Origin of the sequence: Escherichia sp. KTE31 (genome assembly GCF_000407925.1) — a bacterium.
Taxonomy (GTDB): Bacteria; Pseudomonadota; Gammaproteobacteria; order Enterobacterales; family Enterobacteriaceae; genus Escherichia; species Escherichia ruysiae.
In genome coordinates, this window is record NZ_KE136723.1 from 873,257 (window position 1) to 890,622 (window position 17,366).

Sequence of the window (17,366 nt, forward strand, 5' to 3'; positions counted from 1 at the left end):
TCTCTTAATTCGTTTCTCACTCTATCGGTTTCTCCCCCATTTTCCGCAAAAACTGCTGCTGTAGCCTCAACAAATCCGCTAACGTTAACAACTGATAATCCAGCCCTTGCTGTGTGGCGATTTGCGCAATAATGCGGCTTAACGCTGGATAATGACGATGGTGCCAGTGAGGAAACAAATGATGGGTAAGATGCAAATTAATCCCGCCCAGCCAGTAGCCCAGCCATGCAGGTTGTGGCGTCCAGTCAAAGGTGGTGGCGAAAGTATGCGCCAGCCTGCCTCTTACCATTTTGCCCTCTTCCGGCGGTAACTGCGTATGCCCCTTCGCCCAGTGCGTGCCGATAATCAACATCACAAAGATCAGTGACGCCAGAAACTGGCTAAGCAGATACGTTAGCAGGATGGTCATAAAACCAAATTCAGACAGAAGCCAGGGAAGTATCAGGCACAGCGCACAATGCGCCAGTTTTCCGGCTAAGAAATACCCCCAGCCAGCAAGGCCACGCTCAGCCAGATGACGCGTTACCGGCGTATACCCGGCGCGATCGAGCCAGTCTACCACCCAGATATACCAGGGAAAGGTGAGCGCAGCGACCAGCGGCCAGTAGCGATGTTGCTGGCGCATAAAAGGTCGCCACCGCTGCCACGGCGTCTGGCGAAGAATGCCATTTTCTGCGGTGTCAGGATCGTAAAATTCAATATTGGTAAAGCCGTGATGAAAGCGAACGTGGCGCCCCCGCCAGCAATCCGGATCAAGCCCCATCGGGAACGCAACCCACCGGTTAAGCCAGGCATTGGCCTTTTTACCGCGCATAAACGCATCGTGCGAAGCGTCATGCACCACATTGACCGCTAATAGCATGGCGCAAAACATCATCGCCAGATACCACAATAAGTACAGTCCCCACTGACTTTGAGACAACGCCAGCGAATAACAGGATAGACCAGCAAAAATCAACACCGCCATTTTGGTGAATGCCCATCCGTCGGCATACCGATGATCGCCTGATTTCGCCAGATAAACTTTCGTACCGTTTTGCAGTTGTTTCACCAGTTGCGGATCATCGGCAGGAAAAGTAATCAACCTGTCGGGATTAAACAGGTTCATAGTGTTTCCTGAGCGATTTACGTCCCACCCCGATTACGAATAACACGCAATGAGCCAGCAAAATGCCCGCTAATCCCTTCCAGAGCAAAGTGCTCCATGAACACATATAAAGAATAAAATAGAGCAGTGACAACGTCACAGAACACCAAAGAATCATTCCCCAAAGCTGCCCGTCGCTCATCCCCCCTAAGGCTACTGAACCTGCCACCAGCAACACAAATAATACAGCCTGCTCACTGGTAATAAACTCAATGCCATAGCCATATTGCTGGATGTAGCCAAGTACCAGCATAAACAGCAGGATCACCCCTGCCCCCACCGCCCACGGAGAACTGTTCAATCGCTTTGCCAAATGAGCGAAAGCCCATTAAGCGTAAAAACGGCAGGTTACTTTCACGCATCGGGTTGCAGGACAATCGACTATTTTTTACGCCATAGGCCACGTCATGATCCGGCCCTGCACTCCAGGAACCGAAAAGTTTATCCCATAACAAAAAGGTGCCGCCGTAATTGGTATCGGCATATTGCTTTTCATTCAGATGATGGACGCGATGATGCGAAGGCGTGATCAGCACTTTTTCCAGCCAGCCCAGTTTCGGCGTGAGCGCGTTATGGTTAAAAAACTGCCAACTGTAGTGAATAATAGAAACTGCCAAAAAGACCTGCAATGGCACACCAAGCATCGCCAGTAGCATAAAAAACGGGATTGAGGTTAACGAGGTGTACCACGAGTTCCGCACGCCTAATGACAGGTTGTAATGTTCCCCCTGATGATGCACCACATGTACCGCCCACAGCGGGCGCATCTCATGATGCCAGCGATGTAGCCAGTAAAAGCCGAAATCCCACGCCAGCAAAGTAAACAGCGGTTTCCCCTGCATATGAAAAAGGAAGTCGCTATCACTGATGCCTGAACGAGGATTACGCCGCGTGCCGCCAGCACGAATTTCACACAGCTCGTTACCTTCAGGATACATTTCGATCAGGCTGGCGATAATCCCGCTGCAACCATCGCCCCGCTCAACAATCGCGCACGCCGCGCCGTCACCAAAAATTAAAGACGACTCTTCATGATCCCAGTCAATACCGCGTGAAGCGATATCTGCCGAGACGATGGCAATCCGTCGGTATGCCCCACAGTTTAATAATCCGGCAGCGACTTCCAGAGCGGAAATAAAGCTGACGCAGCTGCTGTTGATATCAAACCCGGCAACGCCTGCGGGCATGGCAGCGGCTTTAAGAATATGAATTGCGCTACAGGGTAATGCCTGTACGGCAATGGCTGACGCACAAATTAGCAGATCGATATCAGAAGGTTTTAAGGCAGCCGCTGTTAACGCATTATGCAAAGCTTCTGCCGCCAGTTCGGCCTGGCTGGCGTCGTTGCTGGCAAAATAACGCCAGCAAATGCCGGAACGTCGCTCAACGTAGCCCGCAGGTTTATTTAACTGAACATCCAGTTGTTGAGAGGTGATTTTATCAGGGGGTAAGGCGATCCCCGTGGCGATTATTTTTAACGCCGCAGAGAGCGTCGGATGATTAGGTAGATCCACGGTCAGTGCTCCTTCACTGCTCCAGGGGGACCTATCATATAGATGAGCTATGTTTGCCTACAATCTGAAAAAATCGACAGAGTGTAACTGGCGATTTCAGCAGACTGACAACGTGCGTTACGTTATGCCGGATGCGGCGTGAACGACTTATCCGGCCTACAAAAATCTGCAAATTCAATACATTGCAGAATTTTCGCAGGCCTGATAAGCGCAGCGCATCAGGCATTTTGCCGTTTCGCGCCAGACGACTTATTTTCCTGACTTAGTGGCGAGCACGCACCAGCTGATATTTCCGTGTCAGATACTCCACCGGTACGCTCCAGATGTGCACCAGACGCGAGAACGGGAACAGCAGGAATAACGTCATCCCCAGCACCAGGTGCAAACGGAAGATAAACGCCACGCCATCAAGGTGCTGAGATGCGCCACCGTGGAAGGTCACCACCGACTGCGCCCAGCCAACCAGTTTCATCATCTCGCTACCGTCCATATGCTGAGCGGAGAACGGAATGGTCAGCAGGCCCAGCGCGCACTGGATAACGAGCAGCGACAGGATCAGGATATCCGCTCCGGTAGTCGTTGCACGCACGCGCGGGCTGAACAGGCGGCGTTTCAGCAACAGTACACCGCCAATCAGACACAGCACACCGCTGGCGCCACCAGCAAACATCGCCATTTTCTGTTTCACTTCAATTGGCAGCCAGGCTTCATACATCCAGTGCGGCGTCAGCATACCGAAGAAGTGACCGACAAAAATCCCCAGAATCCCGATATGGAACAGGTTAGACGCCAGGTTCATCCCTTTGCGATCCAGCATCTGGCTGGACGCCGCGCGCCAGGTGTACTGCCCGTAGTCATAGCGCAGCCAGCTACCAATCAGGAAGACCGCCCCGGCAATGTACGGGTAGATATCAAAGAAGAACATATTCAGGAATTGCATTAGTGCTGTCCTCCAGTGGTAATATTCAGATATTGCGGCGCGACGGCACCGGCAAAGCGACGCTGATGAGCAGTGATTGCCGAATCACCGCAGCCTTTGTCAGCAAAGAATTTAACCTGCTCTTCTTCCCAGACAGCATCCAGCGCCTGCGGCGTATCATCGCGCGCTTCATCGGCAATTTTTTCCGCCACTTTGTCGCTGTCTATAGCGGTATTCGCCAGTTTCAGCAGCAGATCAAACAGCACTGCATAACGGCTTTCACGCTGTTGCAGACGAGCACTTAGCAACGCCAGAATCGGCGCGATATCTTTCAAACCTTCTACGGCTTCGCTTTGCGGCAGCTGCGCCAGGTACTCCAGATACAGCGGCAGATGATCCGGCAGTTCACGACTGTTTAACTGCAAGCCGTGCTGTTCGTACTGCGCCAGCAAATCCACCATCGCCTGACCACGATCGCGGGATTCGCCGTGCACATGTTCAAACAGTAACAGCGACGTGGCGCGACCACGGTCGAACAGTTCGCTGTACTGTGCCTGAGCGTCCAGCGGATCCATCGCGGTTAAATCGCGCAGGAAAATGCCCAGCGCATGGGCATCCTCTTTTGACAGATTTTCCGACGCAGCAATCGCCTCAAACATCTCTTGTTGATGCTGCCATAAGGCAGCATCAGGATATTCAAGGAGACGCGATACAATCACGAGTTCGATCATGGATGCGGCTCCGTTTTGCTGGTCACATCGATGGCATCAATACGACGGCTGTTGAACAGATTGAATTTGGTATCTGAACCGTGGCAGCCGTCACCAAAGGTAAAGCCGCAACCATTTTTCTCCGGGAAGGCTTCCCGCGCCAGTTCACGATGGCTGCTCGGCACCACAAAGCGATCTTCGTAGTTTGCAATCGCCAGATAACGGTACATCTCCTGTGCCTGGGCTTCGGTCAGGCCGACCTCTTCCAGCGCACGGGTATCAACTTTACCGTCAACGGTTTCAGCTCGTTTGTAATGACGCATTGCCAGCATACGTTTCAACGCGAGCAGTACCGGTTGGGTATCACCGGCGGTCAGCAGATTCGCCAGGTACTGAACCGGGATACGCAGGCTTTCTACGTCTGGCAGAATGCCGTTGCTACCCAGCTCGCCCGCGTCTGCCGCAGACTGAATCGGTGACAGAGGCGGCACGTACCAGACCATCGGCAATGTGCGATATTCCGGGTGCAGCGGCAGCGCCAGTTTCCATTCCATCGCCATTTTATAAACCGGCGACTGTTGTGCGGCTTCAATAACGCTCAGCGGAATACCGTCTTTAATTGCCTGCTCGATGACTTTCGGATCGTTCGGATCGAGGAACACTTCCAACTGACGCTGGTAGAGATCTTTCTCGTTCTCGGTGCTGGCCGCACGTTCAATGGCGTCAGCATCGTACAACAGCACGCCAAGATAACGGATACGACCAACACAGGTTTCTGAGCACACCGTCGGCTGACCGGCTTCAATACGCGGATAGCAGAAGATGCACTTCTCAGATTTACCGCTCTTCCAGTTGAAGTAGATTTTTTTGTACGGACATCCGGTGATGCACATACGCCAGCCACGGCATTTATCCTGATCGATCAGTACGATGCCATCTTCTTCACGTTTGTAGATAGCCCCGCTCGGACAGGTCGCCACACATGCCGGGTTGAGGCAGTGTTCACACAGACGCGGCAAATACATCATGAAGGTGTTTTCGAACTGGCTATACATCGCCTTCTGGATGTTGTCGAAGTTCTTGTCTTTCGCCAGTTTGTCAAACTCGCCGCCCAGGTCATCTTCCCAGTTCGGCCCTTTTTCGATTTTCGCCATCCGTTCGCCAGTAATCAGCGAACGTGGACGGGCAATCGGCTGCGATTTGCTACCTTCTGGCGCGGTATGCAGATTCTGATAATCAAAATCGAACGGCTCGTAATAATCGTCGATCCCCGGCAAATGCGGGTTGGCGAAGATTTTACCCAGCAGCATCGCGCGGTTACCCATACGCGGTTGCAGTTTGCCGTTGATTTTACGGATCCAACCGCCTTTGTATTTTTCCTGGTTTTCCCAGTCGGTAGGGAAACCCTGACCCGGTTTGGTTTCAACGTTGTTGAACCACGCGTACTCAACGCCTTCGCGGCTGGTCCAGACGTTTTTACAGGTAACTGAACAGGTGTGGCAGCCGATGCACTTATCGAGATTCAGCACCATGCCGACTTGTGAACGAATTTTCATTTTACGCTCTCCTGTACCTGGTCATTGCCTTCGCCATCTAACCAGTCAATGTTCTTCATCTTACGCACTACAACAAACTCATCGCGGTTAGAACCTACGGTGCCGTAGTAGTTAAAGCCGTATGCCAGATGGGCATAGCCACCGATCATATGCGTCGGTTTCGGCGTGATACGGGTGACCGAGTTATGAATACCCCCACGCTGCTGCGTGATTTCCGAACCCGGCAGGTTAACGATACGTTCCTGCGCGTGGTACATCATGGTCATCCCTGCCGGAACACGCTGGCTGACAACCGCACGGGCAGTCAGCGCACCATTGCTGTTGAAGACTTCAATCCAGTCGTTGTCGGCAATTCCCAAATCTTTGGCATCGGCTTCGCTCAGCCAGACCACCGGCCCACCGCGACCTAAAGTCAGCATCAGCAGGTTGTCGCTGTAAGTGGAATGAATACCCCACTTCTGGTGTGGCGTCAGGAAGTTCAGGGCTTTTTCCGGGTTACCGTTGGATTTCTGTCCCATCACTTCTTTCACCGAACGGGTATCGATCGGCGGACGATAAACCAGCAGGCTTTCACCAAAATCACGCATCCACTGATGATCCTGATACAGCTGCTGACGACCAGAGAGCGTACGCCACGGGATCAGCTCGTGAACGTTGGTGTAACCGGCGTTGTAAGAAACGTGTTCATCTTCCAGACCAGACCAGGTCGGGCTGGAGATAATTTTGCGCGGCTGTGCCTGAATATCGCGGAAGCGGATTTTCTCGTCTTCTTTATTCAGCGCCAGATGCGTATGGTCGCGACCGGTAAACTCGCTCAGTGCCGCCCAGGCTTTCACGGCTACCTGACCGTTGGTTTCCGGTGCCAGCGTCAGGATCATCTCTGCCGCATCAATTGCGGTGTTGAGCATCGGCTGGCCTTTCGCCGGACCTTCAGCCTTGGTGTAGTTGAGCTTACGCAGCAGATCCATCTCGCTCTGGGTGTTCCAGGCAATCCCTTTACCGCCGTTACCGATTTTCTCCATCAGTGGGCCGATAGAGGTAAAGCGTTCGTAAGTGGCCGGATAATCGCGCTCAACCACCATAATGTGCGGTGCGGTTTTACCTGGGATCAGGTCGCATTCGCCTTTTTTCCAGTCTTTCACATCCAGCGGCTGCGCCAGTTCGGCGGCGGAGTCGTGCTGAATTGGCAGCGTAACGATGTCGGTTTCTTTACCCAGATGACCAACGCACACTTCGGAGAATTTCTTCGCGATGGCTTTGTAGATTTCCCAGTCGCTTTTCGCTTCCCAGGCCGGATCGACCGCCGCAGACAGCGGGTGAATAAACGGATGCATATCCGAAGTATTCATGTCGTCTTTTTCGTACCAGGTCGCCGTCGGCAAAATGATGTCGGAATAGAGACAAGTGCTCGACAGACGGAAGTCCAGCGTCACCACCAGATCCAGCTTGCCTTCCAGACCGTTATCCTGCCAGTCCACTTCTTCCGGCTTCACGCCGCCCTGCTGCCCCAGATCTTTACCCTGGATACCGTGTTCCGTCCCCAGCAGATACTTGAGCATAAACTCATGACCTTTACCGGAAGAGCCCAGCAGGTTAGAACGCCAGATGAACAGGTTACGCGGATGGTTCTTGCCGTTTTCCGGTTGTTCCGCAGCAAAACGGATTGAACCCTCTTTCAGGGATTTCACCGTATAGTCCACCGGATTCATGCCCGCTTTTTCTGCTTCGCGAGCAATAGTCAGCGGGTTAGTGCCTAGCTGCGGCGCAGACGGCAGCCAGCCCATACGTTCCGCACGCACGTTGAAGTCGATCAAGTGTCCGGTATAGCGGGATTTATCCGCCATCGGCGACAGCAACTCTTCTGCGGTCACGGTTTCATAACGCCACTGGCTGGAGTGGTTATAAAAGTAAGAGGTGCTGTTCATGTGACGCGCCGGACGCTGCCAGTCAAGGGCAAACGCCAGCGGCTGCCAGCCGGTTTGCGGACGCAGTTTTTCCTGACCCACGTAGTGTGCCCAGCCACCGCCGCTCTGACCGACACAGCCGCAGAAAATCAGCATGTTGATCAGACCGCGATAGTTCATATCGAGGTGATACCAGTGGTTCAGACCGGCACCGACGATAATCATCGAGCGACCATGCGTTTTATCAGCGTTATCGGCAAATTCACGGGCAATGCGGATAATCTGGCTACGAGAAACACCGGTGATCTGCTCAGCCCACGCCGGGGTGTAGGCTTTCACGTCGTCATAGCTGGTCGCGCAGTTAACGTCGTTCAGACCACGCTCCAGGCCGTAGTTTGCCAGCGTCAAATCATAAACGGTGGTCACCAGTGCAGTGCTGCCATCAGCCAGTTGCAGGCGTTTTACCGGCAGCTTGTGCAGCAGAATGTTTTCCAGCTCCACTTTATTGAAGTGTTCCGTGCCGTCGCCGCCAAAGTACGGGAAGCCCACTTCAGCGATCTCATCCTGACTACCCAGCAGACTCAGTTGCAGTTCGGTTTCTTCACCAGTTTTGCCATCGCGCTGTTCAAGATTCCATTTGCCCTTCTCGCCCCAACGGAAACCGATCGAACCGTTCGGCGCAACCATTTCACCTTGCGTATTAAAAGCTACGGTTTTCCATTCCGGGTTGTTTTCCTGACCCAGCGCATCAACCAGATCGGCGGCGCGCAGCATACGACCTGCAGCGTAATAACCGTCGCGCTCTTCCAGCATTACCAGCATCGGCATGTCGGTGTAGCGGCGCACATAATCGGTGAAATACTGGCTTGGGTTATCAAGATGGAATTCACGCAGCATCACGTGACCCATTGCCAGCGCCATTGCTGCGTCGGTGCCCTGTTTCGGTGCCAGCCACAGATCGCACAGTTTGGCGATTTCAGCGTAGTCCGGCGTGACGGCAACAGTTTTGGTGCCTTTGTAACGCACTTCAGTAAAGAAGTGAGCATCCGGGGTACGCGTCTGCGGGACGTTTGAACCCCAAGCGATGATGTAGCTGGAGTTGTACCAGTCAGCTGATTCCGGTACGTCAGTTTGCTCGCCCCAGGTTTGCGGAGACGCAGGAGGCAGGTCGCAGTACCAGTCGTAGAAGCTTAAGCAAGTACCGCCAAGCAGCGAGAGATAGCGAGCACCTGATGCGTAAGAAACCATCGACATTGCCGGAATTGGCGAGAAGCCGGCGACACGGTCCGGGCCGTAGTTTTTGATGGTGTAAACGTTAGATGCGGCGATCAGTTCATTCACTTCCTGCCAGGAAGAACGAACAAAACCACCGCGTCCACGCGCCTGTTTAAAGCTTTTCGCTTTATCGGCGTCTTCGATAATAGAAGCCCATGCCTCAACCGGATCGCTATGCTGCGCCTTCGCTTCACGCCACATTTTCATCAGGCGTTTACGCATCATTGGGTATTTCAGGCGATTGGCGCTATAGAGATACCAGGAGTAGCTGGCACCGCGCGGACAGCCGCGAGGTTCATGGTTTGGCAGATCCGGACGAGTACGCGGATAGTCAGTCTGCTGGGTTTCCCAGGTCACCAGACCGTTTTTAACGTAGATTTTCCAGCTGCAGGAGCCGGTGCAGTTTACCCCGTGGGTAGAGCGGACGATTTTGTCATGCTGCCAACGCTGGCGATATCCATCCTCCCAGTCACGGTTGGTATTGAGAAGCTGGCCATGCCCATCGGCAAAGGTATCACCCTTCTGTTTGAAGTAGCGAAACCGGTCCAGGAATTTACTCATCGGTTTTCTCCTGTGGGAGCCTGTCGGCTCTCTGATAAATCGACATTGCTAATGTTTAAAACGAAGGTAACGCTCTGAAACGTCGTGGGAATTGATAACGATCAAGAGTGGTGGGGATGAAAAATAAAGTAAATTCCTAATATACCCCTTTGGGATAATTAATATTTATTACACAACTTATTGTAAATTAATGGTTTTTACATTCATCACCATTTAAACACTTCGGATTTTTATACAGATGGGTATTAAGGAGTATCCCCCATGGATGACATATTAATGGCGCTTAATTGACACCGTTGAAATAATTATCCCCTTAAAGTATGTTGTAACTAAATGAGAAATAAAAAAAGCGCGACATTACGCCGCGCAAAGGATAATCAAATATTACGATTTATTTTTTAGAATGCCGACCGTATACCGCCCAGGTAATTACCACGCAGGCGATATAGAAAATCAAAAATACTTTCATTGCACCGACTGGCGACCCTGTTAATGCCAGTGAGCTACCGAACGCTTTCGGGATAAAGAAGCCACCGATAGCGCCAATCGCGGAGATGAAGCCCAGCGCCGCCGCAGTGTCGGTTGCCGCTTCACGCATGGCACGTTCGTCAGAACCGCCTTCTGCTTTCACGCGATCCATCGTCAGTTTACGGAAGATCACGGAAATCATCTGGAAGGTGGAACCACTACCCAGCCCCGCCGTCAGGAACAGCGCCAGGAAGACCGCAAAGAACGCCATGAAGTTTCCGCCTTGCCCGTCAGTCGGTAAGGTGAGGAACAGCAGACCACTGAAAATCGCCATCAGCACGAAGTTCACCAGCGTTACACGAGTACCGCCGAGACGGTCAGATAATGCTCCCCCCGCAGAACGCGCCAGTGCGCCAATAAACGGTCCGAAGAAGGCGTAGTGCAGGATCTGTACATCCGGAAACTGCGTTTTAGACAGCATGGCAAAACCCGCAGAGAAGCCGATGAAGGAACCGAAGGTTGCCAGATACAGCAGGCTCATAATCCACAGATGACCCCGTTTGAGTACCGGCAACTGCTCCTTGATAGAGGCTTTCGAGGTAGCAAGGTCGTTCATGCCAAACCACGCTGCAATGGTGAAGATGGCGAGGAACGGCACCCATACCCAGGACGCGTTAGCCAGATACAATTCGGTGCCATCCGGCTGTGTTACGCCCTGGCTGCCAAATGCAGCAAAAATTGACAGTGATACCACCAGCGGAGCAACCAGCTGCATGACGCTAACGCCCATGTTGCCCAGACCACCGTTCAGCCCCAGCGCGCCACCCTGCTTCTGCTTCGGAAAAAAGAAGCTGATGTTTGCCATACTGGAGGCGAAGTTCGCGCCAGCAAAGCCGCACAGCAGAGAAATGATGATGAATACGCTGTATGGCGTAGTGGTATCCTGCACGGCAAAACCCAGCCAGACGCAAGGAATAATCAGAATACCGGTGCTGAACGCCGTCCAGCGACGACCGCCGAAGATTGGAACCATAAAGGAGTATGGCACACGCAATAATGCGCCAGAAACCGAAGGTAGTGCAGTCAAAAGAAACAGCTGATCGGTCGTAAAATTAAAGCCGACTTTCGGCAAATTCACCGCGACGGCACTGAATAACATCCATACACAAAACGCCAGTAGCAGACAGGGAACGGAAATCCACAGATTGCGGCTGGCTATACGCTGGCCGCGCTGTTGCCAGAACGCAGGATCTTCCGGTCGCCAATCAGTAATGACAGCTCCAGTAGCCCTTTCGGGGGCGGATGAGTGACTCATAGACACCTCTGATACTCGTTTCGATGTCTGCCACCTTAGTGTCTGTAGCCAAAGGTAATTTGATGTAAATCAAACGATAAGATAACTTTATCTATCATTGATATTTATCATTACCCATAGTGAGTACAGAGATTTCATAAAAATTATGAGATTTTTCACAGTACTGTAAAATCCCTACTCTTACTGATGTAAATCGACTAACCACACGGCAAATAAGGAGTAACTCTTTCCGGGTATGGGTATACTTCAGCCAATAGCCGAGAATAACGCCATCCCAGAATGTATCGTCACATTCATTAAGGTTATTGCTCATTCAAAGCCTGAAGGAAGAGGTTTACATGCTTAAACGTTGTCTCTCTCCGCTCACCCTGGTTAATCAGGTTGCGCTTATTGTTTTGCTTTCTACCGCTATTGGACTGGCGGGGATGGCGGTTTCTGGCTGGCTGGTACAAGGCGTTCAGGGCAGCGCCCATGCTATTAACAAAGCGGGATCGCTGCGTATGCAAACTTATCGGCTACTGGCGGCAGTGCCATTAAGCGAGAAAGACAAGCCCTTAATCAAGGAGATGGAACAAACGGCATTTAGCACCGAATTAACTCGAGCAGCAGAACGAGACGGGCAACTGGCGCAATTGCAGGGTTTGCAGGATTACTGGCGCCATGAGCTGATTCCTGCGCTGCTACACGCACAAAGCCGCGAAACGGTGTCGGCTGACGTCAGCCAGTTTGTTGCCGGGCTTGATCAGTTGGTATCTGGTTTTGACCGCACCACGGAAATGCGTATTGAGACGGTCGTACTGGTCCATCGGGTGATGGCTGTGTTTATGGCACTTCTACTGGTATTTACCATCATATGGCTGCGGGCACGGCTGCTACAGCCGTGGCGGCAATTGCTGGCGATGGCGAGTGCCGTCAGCCATCGCGATTTTACCCAGCGGGCGAATATCAGCGGGCGCAACGAAATGGCGATGCTCGGAACAGCACTGAACAATATGTCTGCGGAACTGGCGGAGAGTTATGCCGTACTTGAGCATCGGGTACAGGAGAAAACTGCCGGGCTGGAACATAAAAATCAGATACTCTCGTTTTTGTGGCAGGCTAACCGTCGTTTGCATTCTCGCGCCCCGCTGTGTGAACGCCTGTCACCTGTACTCAACGGCTTGCAAAATTTAACCCTGCTGCGTGATATCGAACTGCGGGTATATGACACTGAAGATGAAGAGAATCATCAGGAGTTCACCTGCCAGCCGGATATGACCTGCGACGACAAAGGTTGCCAGCTCTGCCCGCGCGGGGTATTACCCGTCGGCGATCGCGGCACGACCCTGAAATGGCGACTGGCGGATTCTCATATGCAGTACGGCATTTTGCTGGCGACCCTGCCTCAGGGCCGTCATCTGAGCCATGATCAACAGCAACTGGTGGATACACTGGTTGAGCAATTAACCGCCACTCTGGCGCTGGATCGCCATCAGGAACGCCAGCAGCAGTTGATCGTGATGGAAGAGCGTGCCACCATTGCGCGCGAACTACATGATTCTATTGCCCAATCTCTCTCTTGTATGAAGATGCAGGTGAGTTGTTTACAGATGCAAGGCGACGCACTGCCAGAAAGCAGCCGCGAACTGTTAAGCCAGATCCGTAACGAACTGAATGCGTCATGGGCGCAGTTGCGTGAGTTGCTCACCACATTCCGTTTGCAGCTCACCGAACCGGGATTACGCCCGGCACTGGAGGCGAGTTGTGAAGAGTACAGCGCCAAATTTGGCTTCCCGGTGAAGCTGGATTACCAGTTGCCACCGCGTCTGGTGCCCTCGCATCAGGCAATCCATCTATTGCAAATTGCCCGTGAGGCATTAAGTAACGCCCTCAAACATTCGCAAGCGAGCGAGGTCGTTGTAACGGTGGCGCAAAACGATAATCAGGTCAAACTGACCGTCCAGGATAACGGCTGCGGGGTGCCTGAAAATGCCATCCGCAGCAATCACTACGGCATGATAATTATGCGTGACCGTGCGCAAAGTCTGCGTGGCGACTGCCGCGTCCGCCGTCGTGAATCAGGTGGCACCGAAGTGGTGGTCACCTTTATTCCCGAAAAAACTTTCACAGACGTCCAAGGAGATACCCATGAGTAATCAGGAACCGGCTACTATCCTGCTGATCGACGATCACCCGATGCTGCGAACTGGCGTAAAACAGCTTATCAGCATGGCCCCCGATATCACTGTGGTTGGCGAAGCGAGCAATGGCGAGCAGGGTATTTTACTTGCGGAATCTCTCGATCCTGATCTGATTCTGCTTGATCTGAATATGCCCGGTATGAACGGTCTGGAAACGCTGGATAAACTGCGCGAAAAATCTTTATCCGGCCGCATTGTGGTATTCAGCGTCTCGAACCATGAAGAGGACGTCGTCACCGCGCTGAAACGCGGCGCAGATGGCTATCTGTTAAAAGATATGGAGCCGGAAGATCTGTTGAAAGCGTTACACCAGGCTGCTGCTGGCGAAATGGTATTAAGCGAGGCTTTAACCCCTGTTCTGGCCGCCAGCCTGCGTGCTAACCGCGCCACGACTGAACGCGACGTCAACCAGTTAACGCCGCGCGAGCGCGATATTCTGAAACTGATTGCTCAGGGCTTACCGAATAAGATGATCGCCCGCCGCCTGGACATCACTGAAAGCACGGTCAAAGTGCACGTGAAGCACATGCTGAAAAAAATGAAGCTAAAATCTCGTGTGGAAGCCGCAGTATGGGTGCATCAGGAACGTATTTTCTGATTATGGTTCCCAGCGCAGTTCGTCCTTTGCCATTGCATCGAAAGGTTCGGCAAGCGTTAGCGTGATCTCATTGGAGGAGACACGCTGTCCCTGGTTATCTTCCACCACCACCGACAAGCGCCATCGATTGGTCGCCTCTTCTCCACTTTGCCAGTCCGGCACGATCAGCGTCCAGCCATCCGCACTGTTGGCAGTTGCTCCCGATGTCAGACTTAACATCTGCGTATCGCCCTGCCAGATCAATTGTCGAATACCGTAACGACTGTGAATTTGTAATTTCAGCGGCACCGTTTCACCAGGTTTAAGATCCCAGGGGGGCGTCGCCAGAAATACCGTTAAGGTTTTACGCTGATGATACTCAATGACCGGCAGATTATTCCGCTGCGGATTGTCATAGCGACTGCCGCGCAACGACTGACTCTCAGCAACTTCGCCAGCAGAAAGTTGTTTGTTTAGTGGCACCCCAAAGCGGTAGTTAATATTCAGCCCGAGATTATTTTGGCTTTCTCCACTTTCGCCTTGTTTATGCTGGGCGGTCATAGTAACGAGTGGGACAGGGGTGTAATTAAGCCCCAGACTCATGGCGACAGGATTATGATAGCCCGTACCAGAATTAAACAGATCGACACGCTGACCAAAATATTGTTCGAGGCTGACACTGGTGTTGAGATGCTGGTAAAACGGCATTCGCATCCGGGCAGTCAAATCATAACCACGCGCCATACGCTGCTCGAGCGAGGCAGTCTGTTCATGCCATGAGGCAAAAGGCTGATAATAATTTGCCGACAGACGAAGATATTCTCCCCAGGCTTCAGCGCCAAACCCTGCCCGCTGAAGATTTTCATCTAACAAGTTGTCATAAAACGTGTTGTATCCCATCAACCATGTGCCATGCCTCCAGCGTTGACCAACGCCAAGGTTACTTACGAGTCCATCGTCCTGCTGGGTGAGTCCAAGTTGGCTCCATGTGAGATAACGCTCGTTATCCTGCAACGGTACAAACCAGCTCCCCCGGCTGCCGGTGAAATGCCCTTCGTTATCCACTTTGACGTCAACACTGGCGTTCCCCCACGGCGAAAGCCACGATTCCACATGCTGATTAACCTGCTGACTGAGCGCATCACGAACTTTTCCCAGCGCAAAGGCTTTTGCCTGCTCACCTGTATCCTGACCGTTATCGGTCATACTGGTTTCACCAAAATCTTTCACGATTTCGGCGAAGTGTTTTTCACCGTCATGATTTTCCGGTGCCATTCCTAAGTCCGGCAGACCATCCTTATCGTTATCAAAAGGATTTGCCGATCGCTGCTCAACGGATGGCTGTGCGCTGGCTATACCGCCTGCCAGCAGCAAGAGTAAATAAAGTGGGGTAACACGAGAGACGATACGGCTCAAAACGTCAGTAATTTCCGGTAAAAATGAACACCCATTACTTTATAGAATAACGATTACTGGTAACTTTTCTCGTACTTTCTCATGCTTTATGGAAAATCCTAAAAATGTGGCAAATTGGTCAGACAGCGTAAAAGCAGTAAGATAGAAGTCGGAAATCTAATTATCTGAATACAGGAGTGAGTAATGCAAAAAATCGTGATCGTTGCCAATGGCGCGCCCTACGGGAGCGAATCCTTATTTAACAGCCTGCGGCTGGCCATTGCGCTACGGGAGCAGGAGAGCAACCTGGATCTACGTCTGTTCCTGATGTCTGATGCGGTAACTGCCGGATTACGCGGACAAAAACCGGGGGAAGGCTACAATATTCAGCAAATGCTCGAGATCCTCACTACGCAAAATGTGCCTGTGAAATTGTGCAAAACCTGCACCGATGGTCGCGGTATCAGCCCACTTCCGCTGATTGATGGAGTTGAAATTGGCACACTGGTCGAGCTGGCGCAATGGACGCTGGTTGCCGATAAAGTGCTCACATTTTAATTACAGTATGGGGCGCTTAAGGCTACAGAAACGCCCCGCTGTGATGACTGTTTCATCAGGCAAAACCGGGCCGCAAGACACCATCCGGGAAATTCTCCGCCAGCAGTTTTTTCACCGACACCAGTAGATCATTCAGCCCGTCATCCTGCATCCCCAGTTTGTTGAGCTCTTGTTCCAGAGAAAATAAATACTGTGCATTGGTTCCAAGTGGACCACTCGCCGCAGCAATCAACGGAGCAATCACCTGAGCTCGGGTATCAGATTCATATTCAGGATGGCGCGGATCCATAATAAACACCAGCGCATTGACTGTGCGCCCGTCGTCAAGATCAAGCTGGCACCAGGTTGGCAGATAGCAGCCGGTAATCATCTCCCGTTTCCACAGCAGGGTCAGTTCCTGCTCCAGCGTCTCTTCCGGCAAGCGATACGCCACTCCCGTGGTGCGACCGCCCTCTTTCAGGGCAAGCATCCTTCCCGGCTGGTGTGCAGTCCCCCTTCCGGCGGTCAGGCGCAGACAGAATGCCCGATGCCAGCCAACCAGCGTACCGGTACAGGACTCGATAAACTCCAGCGCCGGATTCCACATCAACGATCCATAACCGAAGATCCACACCGCCCCCTCATCAGGACGACAAGCCAGCGTAGCTGCCAGCGAGGCTGCCCGCTGTTCTGCCGACCATAAGAGTGATTCTTCAATAGTGCCAAATGCCGTTTTACAATCGGCATTCATCAAGAAATCCCGAGTTATCACCTTATACCTCCGCCACTGCATACTTCCCTGCGACAACTTTTTGGTGTCTTCCGGACATTTTTACTGCTCATTTTGGAACCATTACCGGGACAATATGCAATCTGCAGACCACTTGCAAGGCGGCGCCGCACGAATAGCTTTAACTCATCACCGGGAGTTATAACTTTTTATGCCATTTATCATCACTCCCTTTGGCATATTCATGTTTCACTGCTGCCCAGGCCACTTTATGCGCTGTCTCCTCCCGACTGGCATCATCACGCCGATCTTCTTTATCTTTATATTGATCCCAGGCGCTGTTGAATGCCTCTTTATAGATATCCTGGGCATGGGACGGTAGAACGTGTTTTACATTTTCCGGCAGATCGCTTTTTGTTTTATACGGCATTGTTGACTCCTTTTTTAAAGGTGAACTTTAAGTGTGGTCAACAATATCCACGCTTGCCAGCATATAAGACTTTTCACATCAGACTCTTCTTAAGAGGTGCTAATACAAACGTTGTCTAAACACGTTGATTATTTTTATAACCCAAAGA

Annotated in this window: 12 protein-coding genes and 2 pseudogenes; 3 read left to right on the plus strand and 11 right to left on the minus strand. The window is 52.1% G+C overall.

The genetic code is table 11. The features are described 5' to 3' along the window. Window positions 1–16: 16 nt before the first annotated feature. The 8 genes and pseudogenes from WES_RS09230 to narK all read right to left on the minus strand — a co-directional run bounded on the left by WES_RS09230 (window position 17) and on the right by narK (window position 11,369). A complete protein-coding gene (locus WES_RS09230) occupies window positions 17–1,108 on the minus strand; it encodes a fatty acid desaturase family protein (protein WP_016158405.1) in 1,092 nt (363 codons plus the stop codon). Beyond that, window positions 1,095–1,974, minus strand: a pseudogene (locus WES_RS24675) (sterol desaturase family protein); the annotation flags it as partial. The gene WES_RS09230 and the pseudogene WES_RS24675, both read right to left, overlap by 14 nt. After that, window positions 1,969–2,661 (minus strand): annotated as a pseudogene (locus WES_RS24545) (hypothetical protein); the annotation flags it as partial. The pseudogenes WES_RS24545 and WES_RS24675, both read right to left, overlap by 6 nt. Window positions 2,662–2,923: 262 nt before the next feature. Continuing rightward, on the minus strand, window positions 2,924–3,601 hold the full coding sequence (narI, locus tag WES_RS09220) for a respiratory nitrate reductase subunit gamma (RefSeq protein WP_001160110.1): 678 nt from the start codon (window positions 3,599–3,601) through the stop codon (window positions 2,924–2,926). Continuing rightward, the gene (gene narJ, locus WES_RS09215; RefSeq protein ID WP_000571678.1) at window positions 3,601–4,311 is read right to left on the minus strand and encodes a nitrate reductase molybdenum cofactor assembly chaperone; all 711 of its coding nucleotides are present in this window, start codon (window positions 4,309–4,311) and stop codon (window positions 3,601–3,603) included. The genes narI and narJ overlap by 1 nt, the downstream gene beginning before the upstream one ends. Further along, entirely contained in the window at window positions 4,308–5,846 is a 1,539-nt protein-coding gene (gene narH / locus WES_RS09210; RefSeq protein WP_000702663.1) for a nitrate reductase subunit beta, read from the minus strand. Before narH ends, narJ begins: the two co-directional genes overlap by 4 nt. Beyond that, window positions 5,843–9,586, minus strand: a complete 3,744-nt coding sequence (locus tag WES_RS09205) for a nitrate reductase subunit alpha (RefSeq protein WP_000032863.1) — start codon at window positions 9,584–9,586, stop codon at window positions 5,843–5,845. Before WES_RS09205 ends, narH begins: the two co-directional genes overlap by 4 nt. A 391-nt stretch (window positions 9,587–9,977) precedes the next feature. Further along, window positions 9,978–11,369 (minus strand): nitrate transporter NarK, encoded by a 1,392-nt coding sequence (gene narK, locus WES_RS09200; RefSeq protein WP_016158408.1) that lies wholly within the window; start codon window positions 11,367–11,369, stop codon window positions 9,978–9,980. A gap of 338 nt (window positions 11,370–11,707) precedes the next feature. On the opposite strand from narK, the gene narX reads away from it, so the two are divergent. Then, window positions 11,708–13,504: a nitrate/nitrite two-component system sensor histidine kinase NarX gene (narX, locus tag WES_RS09190; protein WP_000918093.1), complete on the plus strand. Its 1,797-nt coding sequence runs from the start codon at window positions 11,708–11,710 to the stop codon at window positions 13,502–13,504. Continuing rightward, window positions 13,497–14,147, plus strand: coding sequence for a two-component system response regulator NarL (narL, locus tag WES_RS09185; protein WP_000070495.1), 651 nt, complete (start codon window positions 13,497–13,499; stop codon window positions 14,145–14,147). The genes narX and narL overlap by 8 nt, the downstream gene beginning before the upstream one ends. Here narL and WES_RS09180 read toward each other — a convergent pair whose 3' ends face one another. Beyond that, on the minus strand, window positions 14,148–15,542 hold the full coding sequence (locus WES_RS09180; protein ID WP_024195134.1) for a YchO/YchP family invasin: 1,395 nt from the start codon (window positions 15,540–15,542) through the stop codon (window positions 14,148–14,150). It abuts the gene before it with no gap. A 183-nt stretch (window positions 15,543–15,725) separates the two neighbouring features. Here WES_RS09180 and ychN point away from each other — a divergent pair, with 183 nt between their 5' ends. Continuing rightward, on the plus strand, window positions 15,726–16,079 hold the full coding sequence (gene ychN, locus WES_RS09175; protein ID WP_016158410.1) for a DsrE/F sulfur relay family protein YchN: 354 nt from the start codon (window positions 15,726–15,728) through the stop codon (window positions 16,077–16,079). 55 nt (window positions 16,080–16,134) lie between these two features. Here the strand turns inward: ychN and chaC are convergent, their stop codons facing one another. Next, complete coding sequence (chaC, locus tag WES_RS09170; RefSeq protein ID WP_010351803.1) at window positions 16,135–16,830, minus strand: glutathione-specific gamma-glutamylcyclotransferase; 696 nt, start codon at window positions 16,828–16,830, stop codon at window positions 16,135–16,137. Between the two features lie 157 nt (window positions 16,831–16,987). Further along, the gene (gene chaB, locus WES_RS09165) at window positions 16,988–17,218 is read right to left on the minus strand and encodes a putative cation transport regulator ChaB (RefSeq protein WP_001146436.1); all 231 of its coding nucleotides are present in this window, start codon (window positions 17,216–17,218) and stop codon (window positions 16,988–16,990) included. Between the last annotated feature and the right edge of the window lie 148 nt (window positions 17,219–17,366).

Coding starts and splice junctions, on each gene's coding strand:
- narK (WP_016158408.1), bottom strand. CDS start 11,369: ATGAGTCACTCATCCGCCCCCGAAAGGGCTACTGGAGCTGTCATTACT.
- ychN (WP_016158410.1), top strand. CDS start 15,726: ATGCAAAAAATCGTGATCGTTGCCAATGGCGCGCCCTACGGGAGCGAA.
- WES_RS09230 (WP_016158405.1), bottom strand. CDS start 1,108: ATGAACCTGTTTAATCCCGACAGGTTGATTACTTTTCCTGCCGATGAT.
- narH (WP_000702663.1), bottom strand. CDS start 5,846: ATGAAAATTCGTTCACAAGTCGGCATGGTGCTGAATCTCGATAAGTGC.
- narI (WP_001160110.1), bottom strand. CDS start 3,601: ATGCAATTCCTGAATATGTTCTTCTTTGATATCTACCCGTACATTGCC.
- WES_RS09205 (WP_000032863.1), bottom strand. CDS start 9,586: ATGAGTAAATTCCTGGACCGGTTTCGCTACTTCAAACAGAAGGGTGAT.
- chaB (WP_001146436.1), bottom strand. CDS start 17,218: ATGCCGTATAAAACAAAAAGCGATCTGCCGGAAAATGTAAAACACGTT.
- narJ (WP_000571678.1), bottom strand. CDS start 4,311: ATGATCGAACTCGTGATTGTATCGCGTCTCCTTGAATATCCTGATGCT.
- narL (WP_000070495.1), top strand. CDS start 13,497: ATGAGTAATCAGGAACCGGCTACTATCCTGCTGATCGACGATCACCCG.
- narX (WP_000918093.1), top strand. CDS start 11,708: ATGCTTAAACGTTGTCTCTCTCCGCTCACCCTGGTTAATCAGGTTGCG.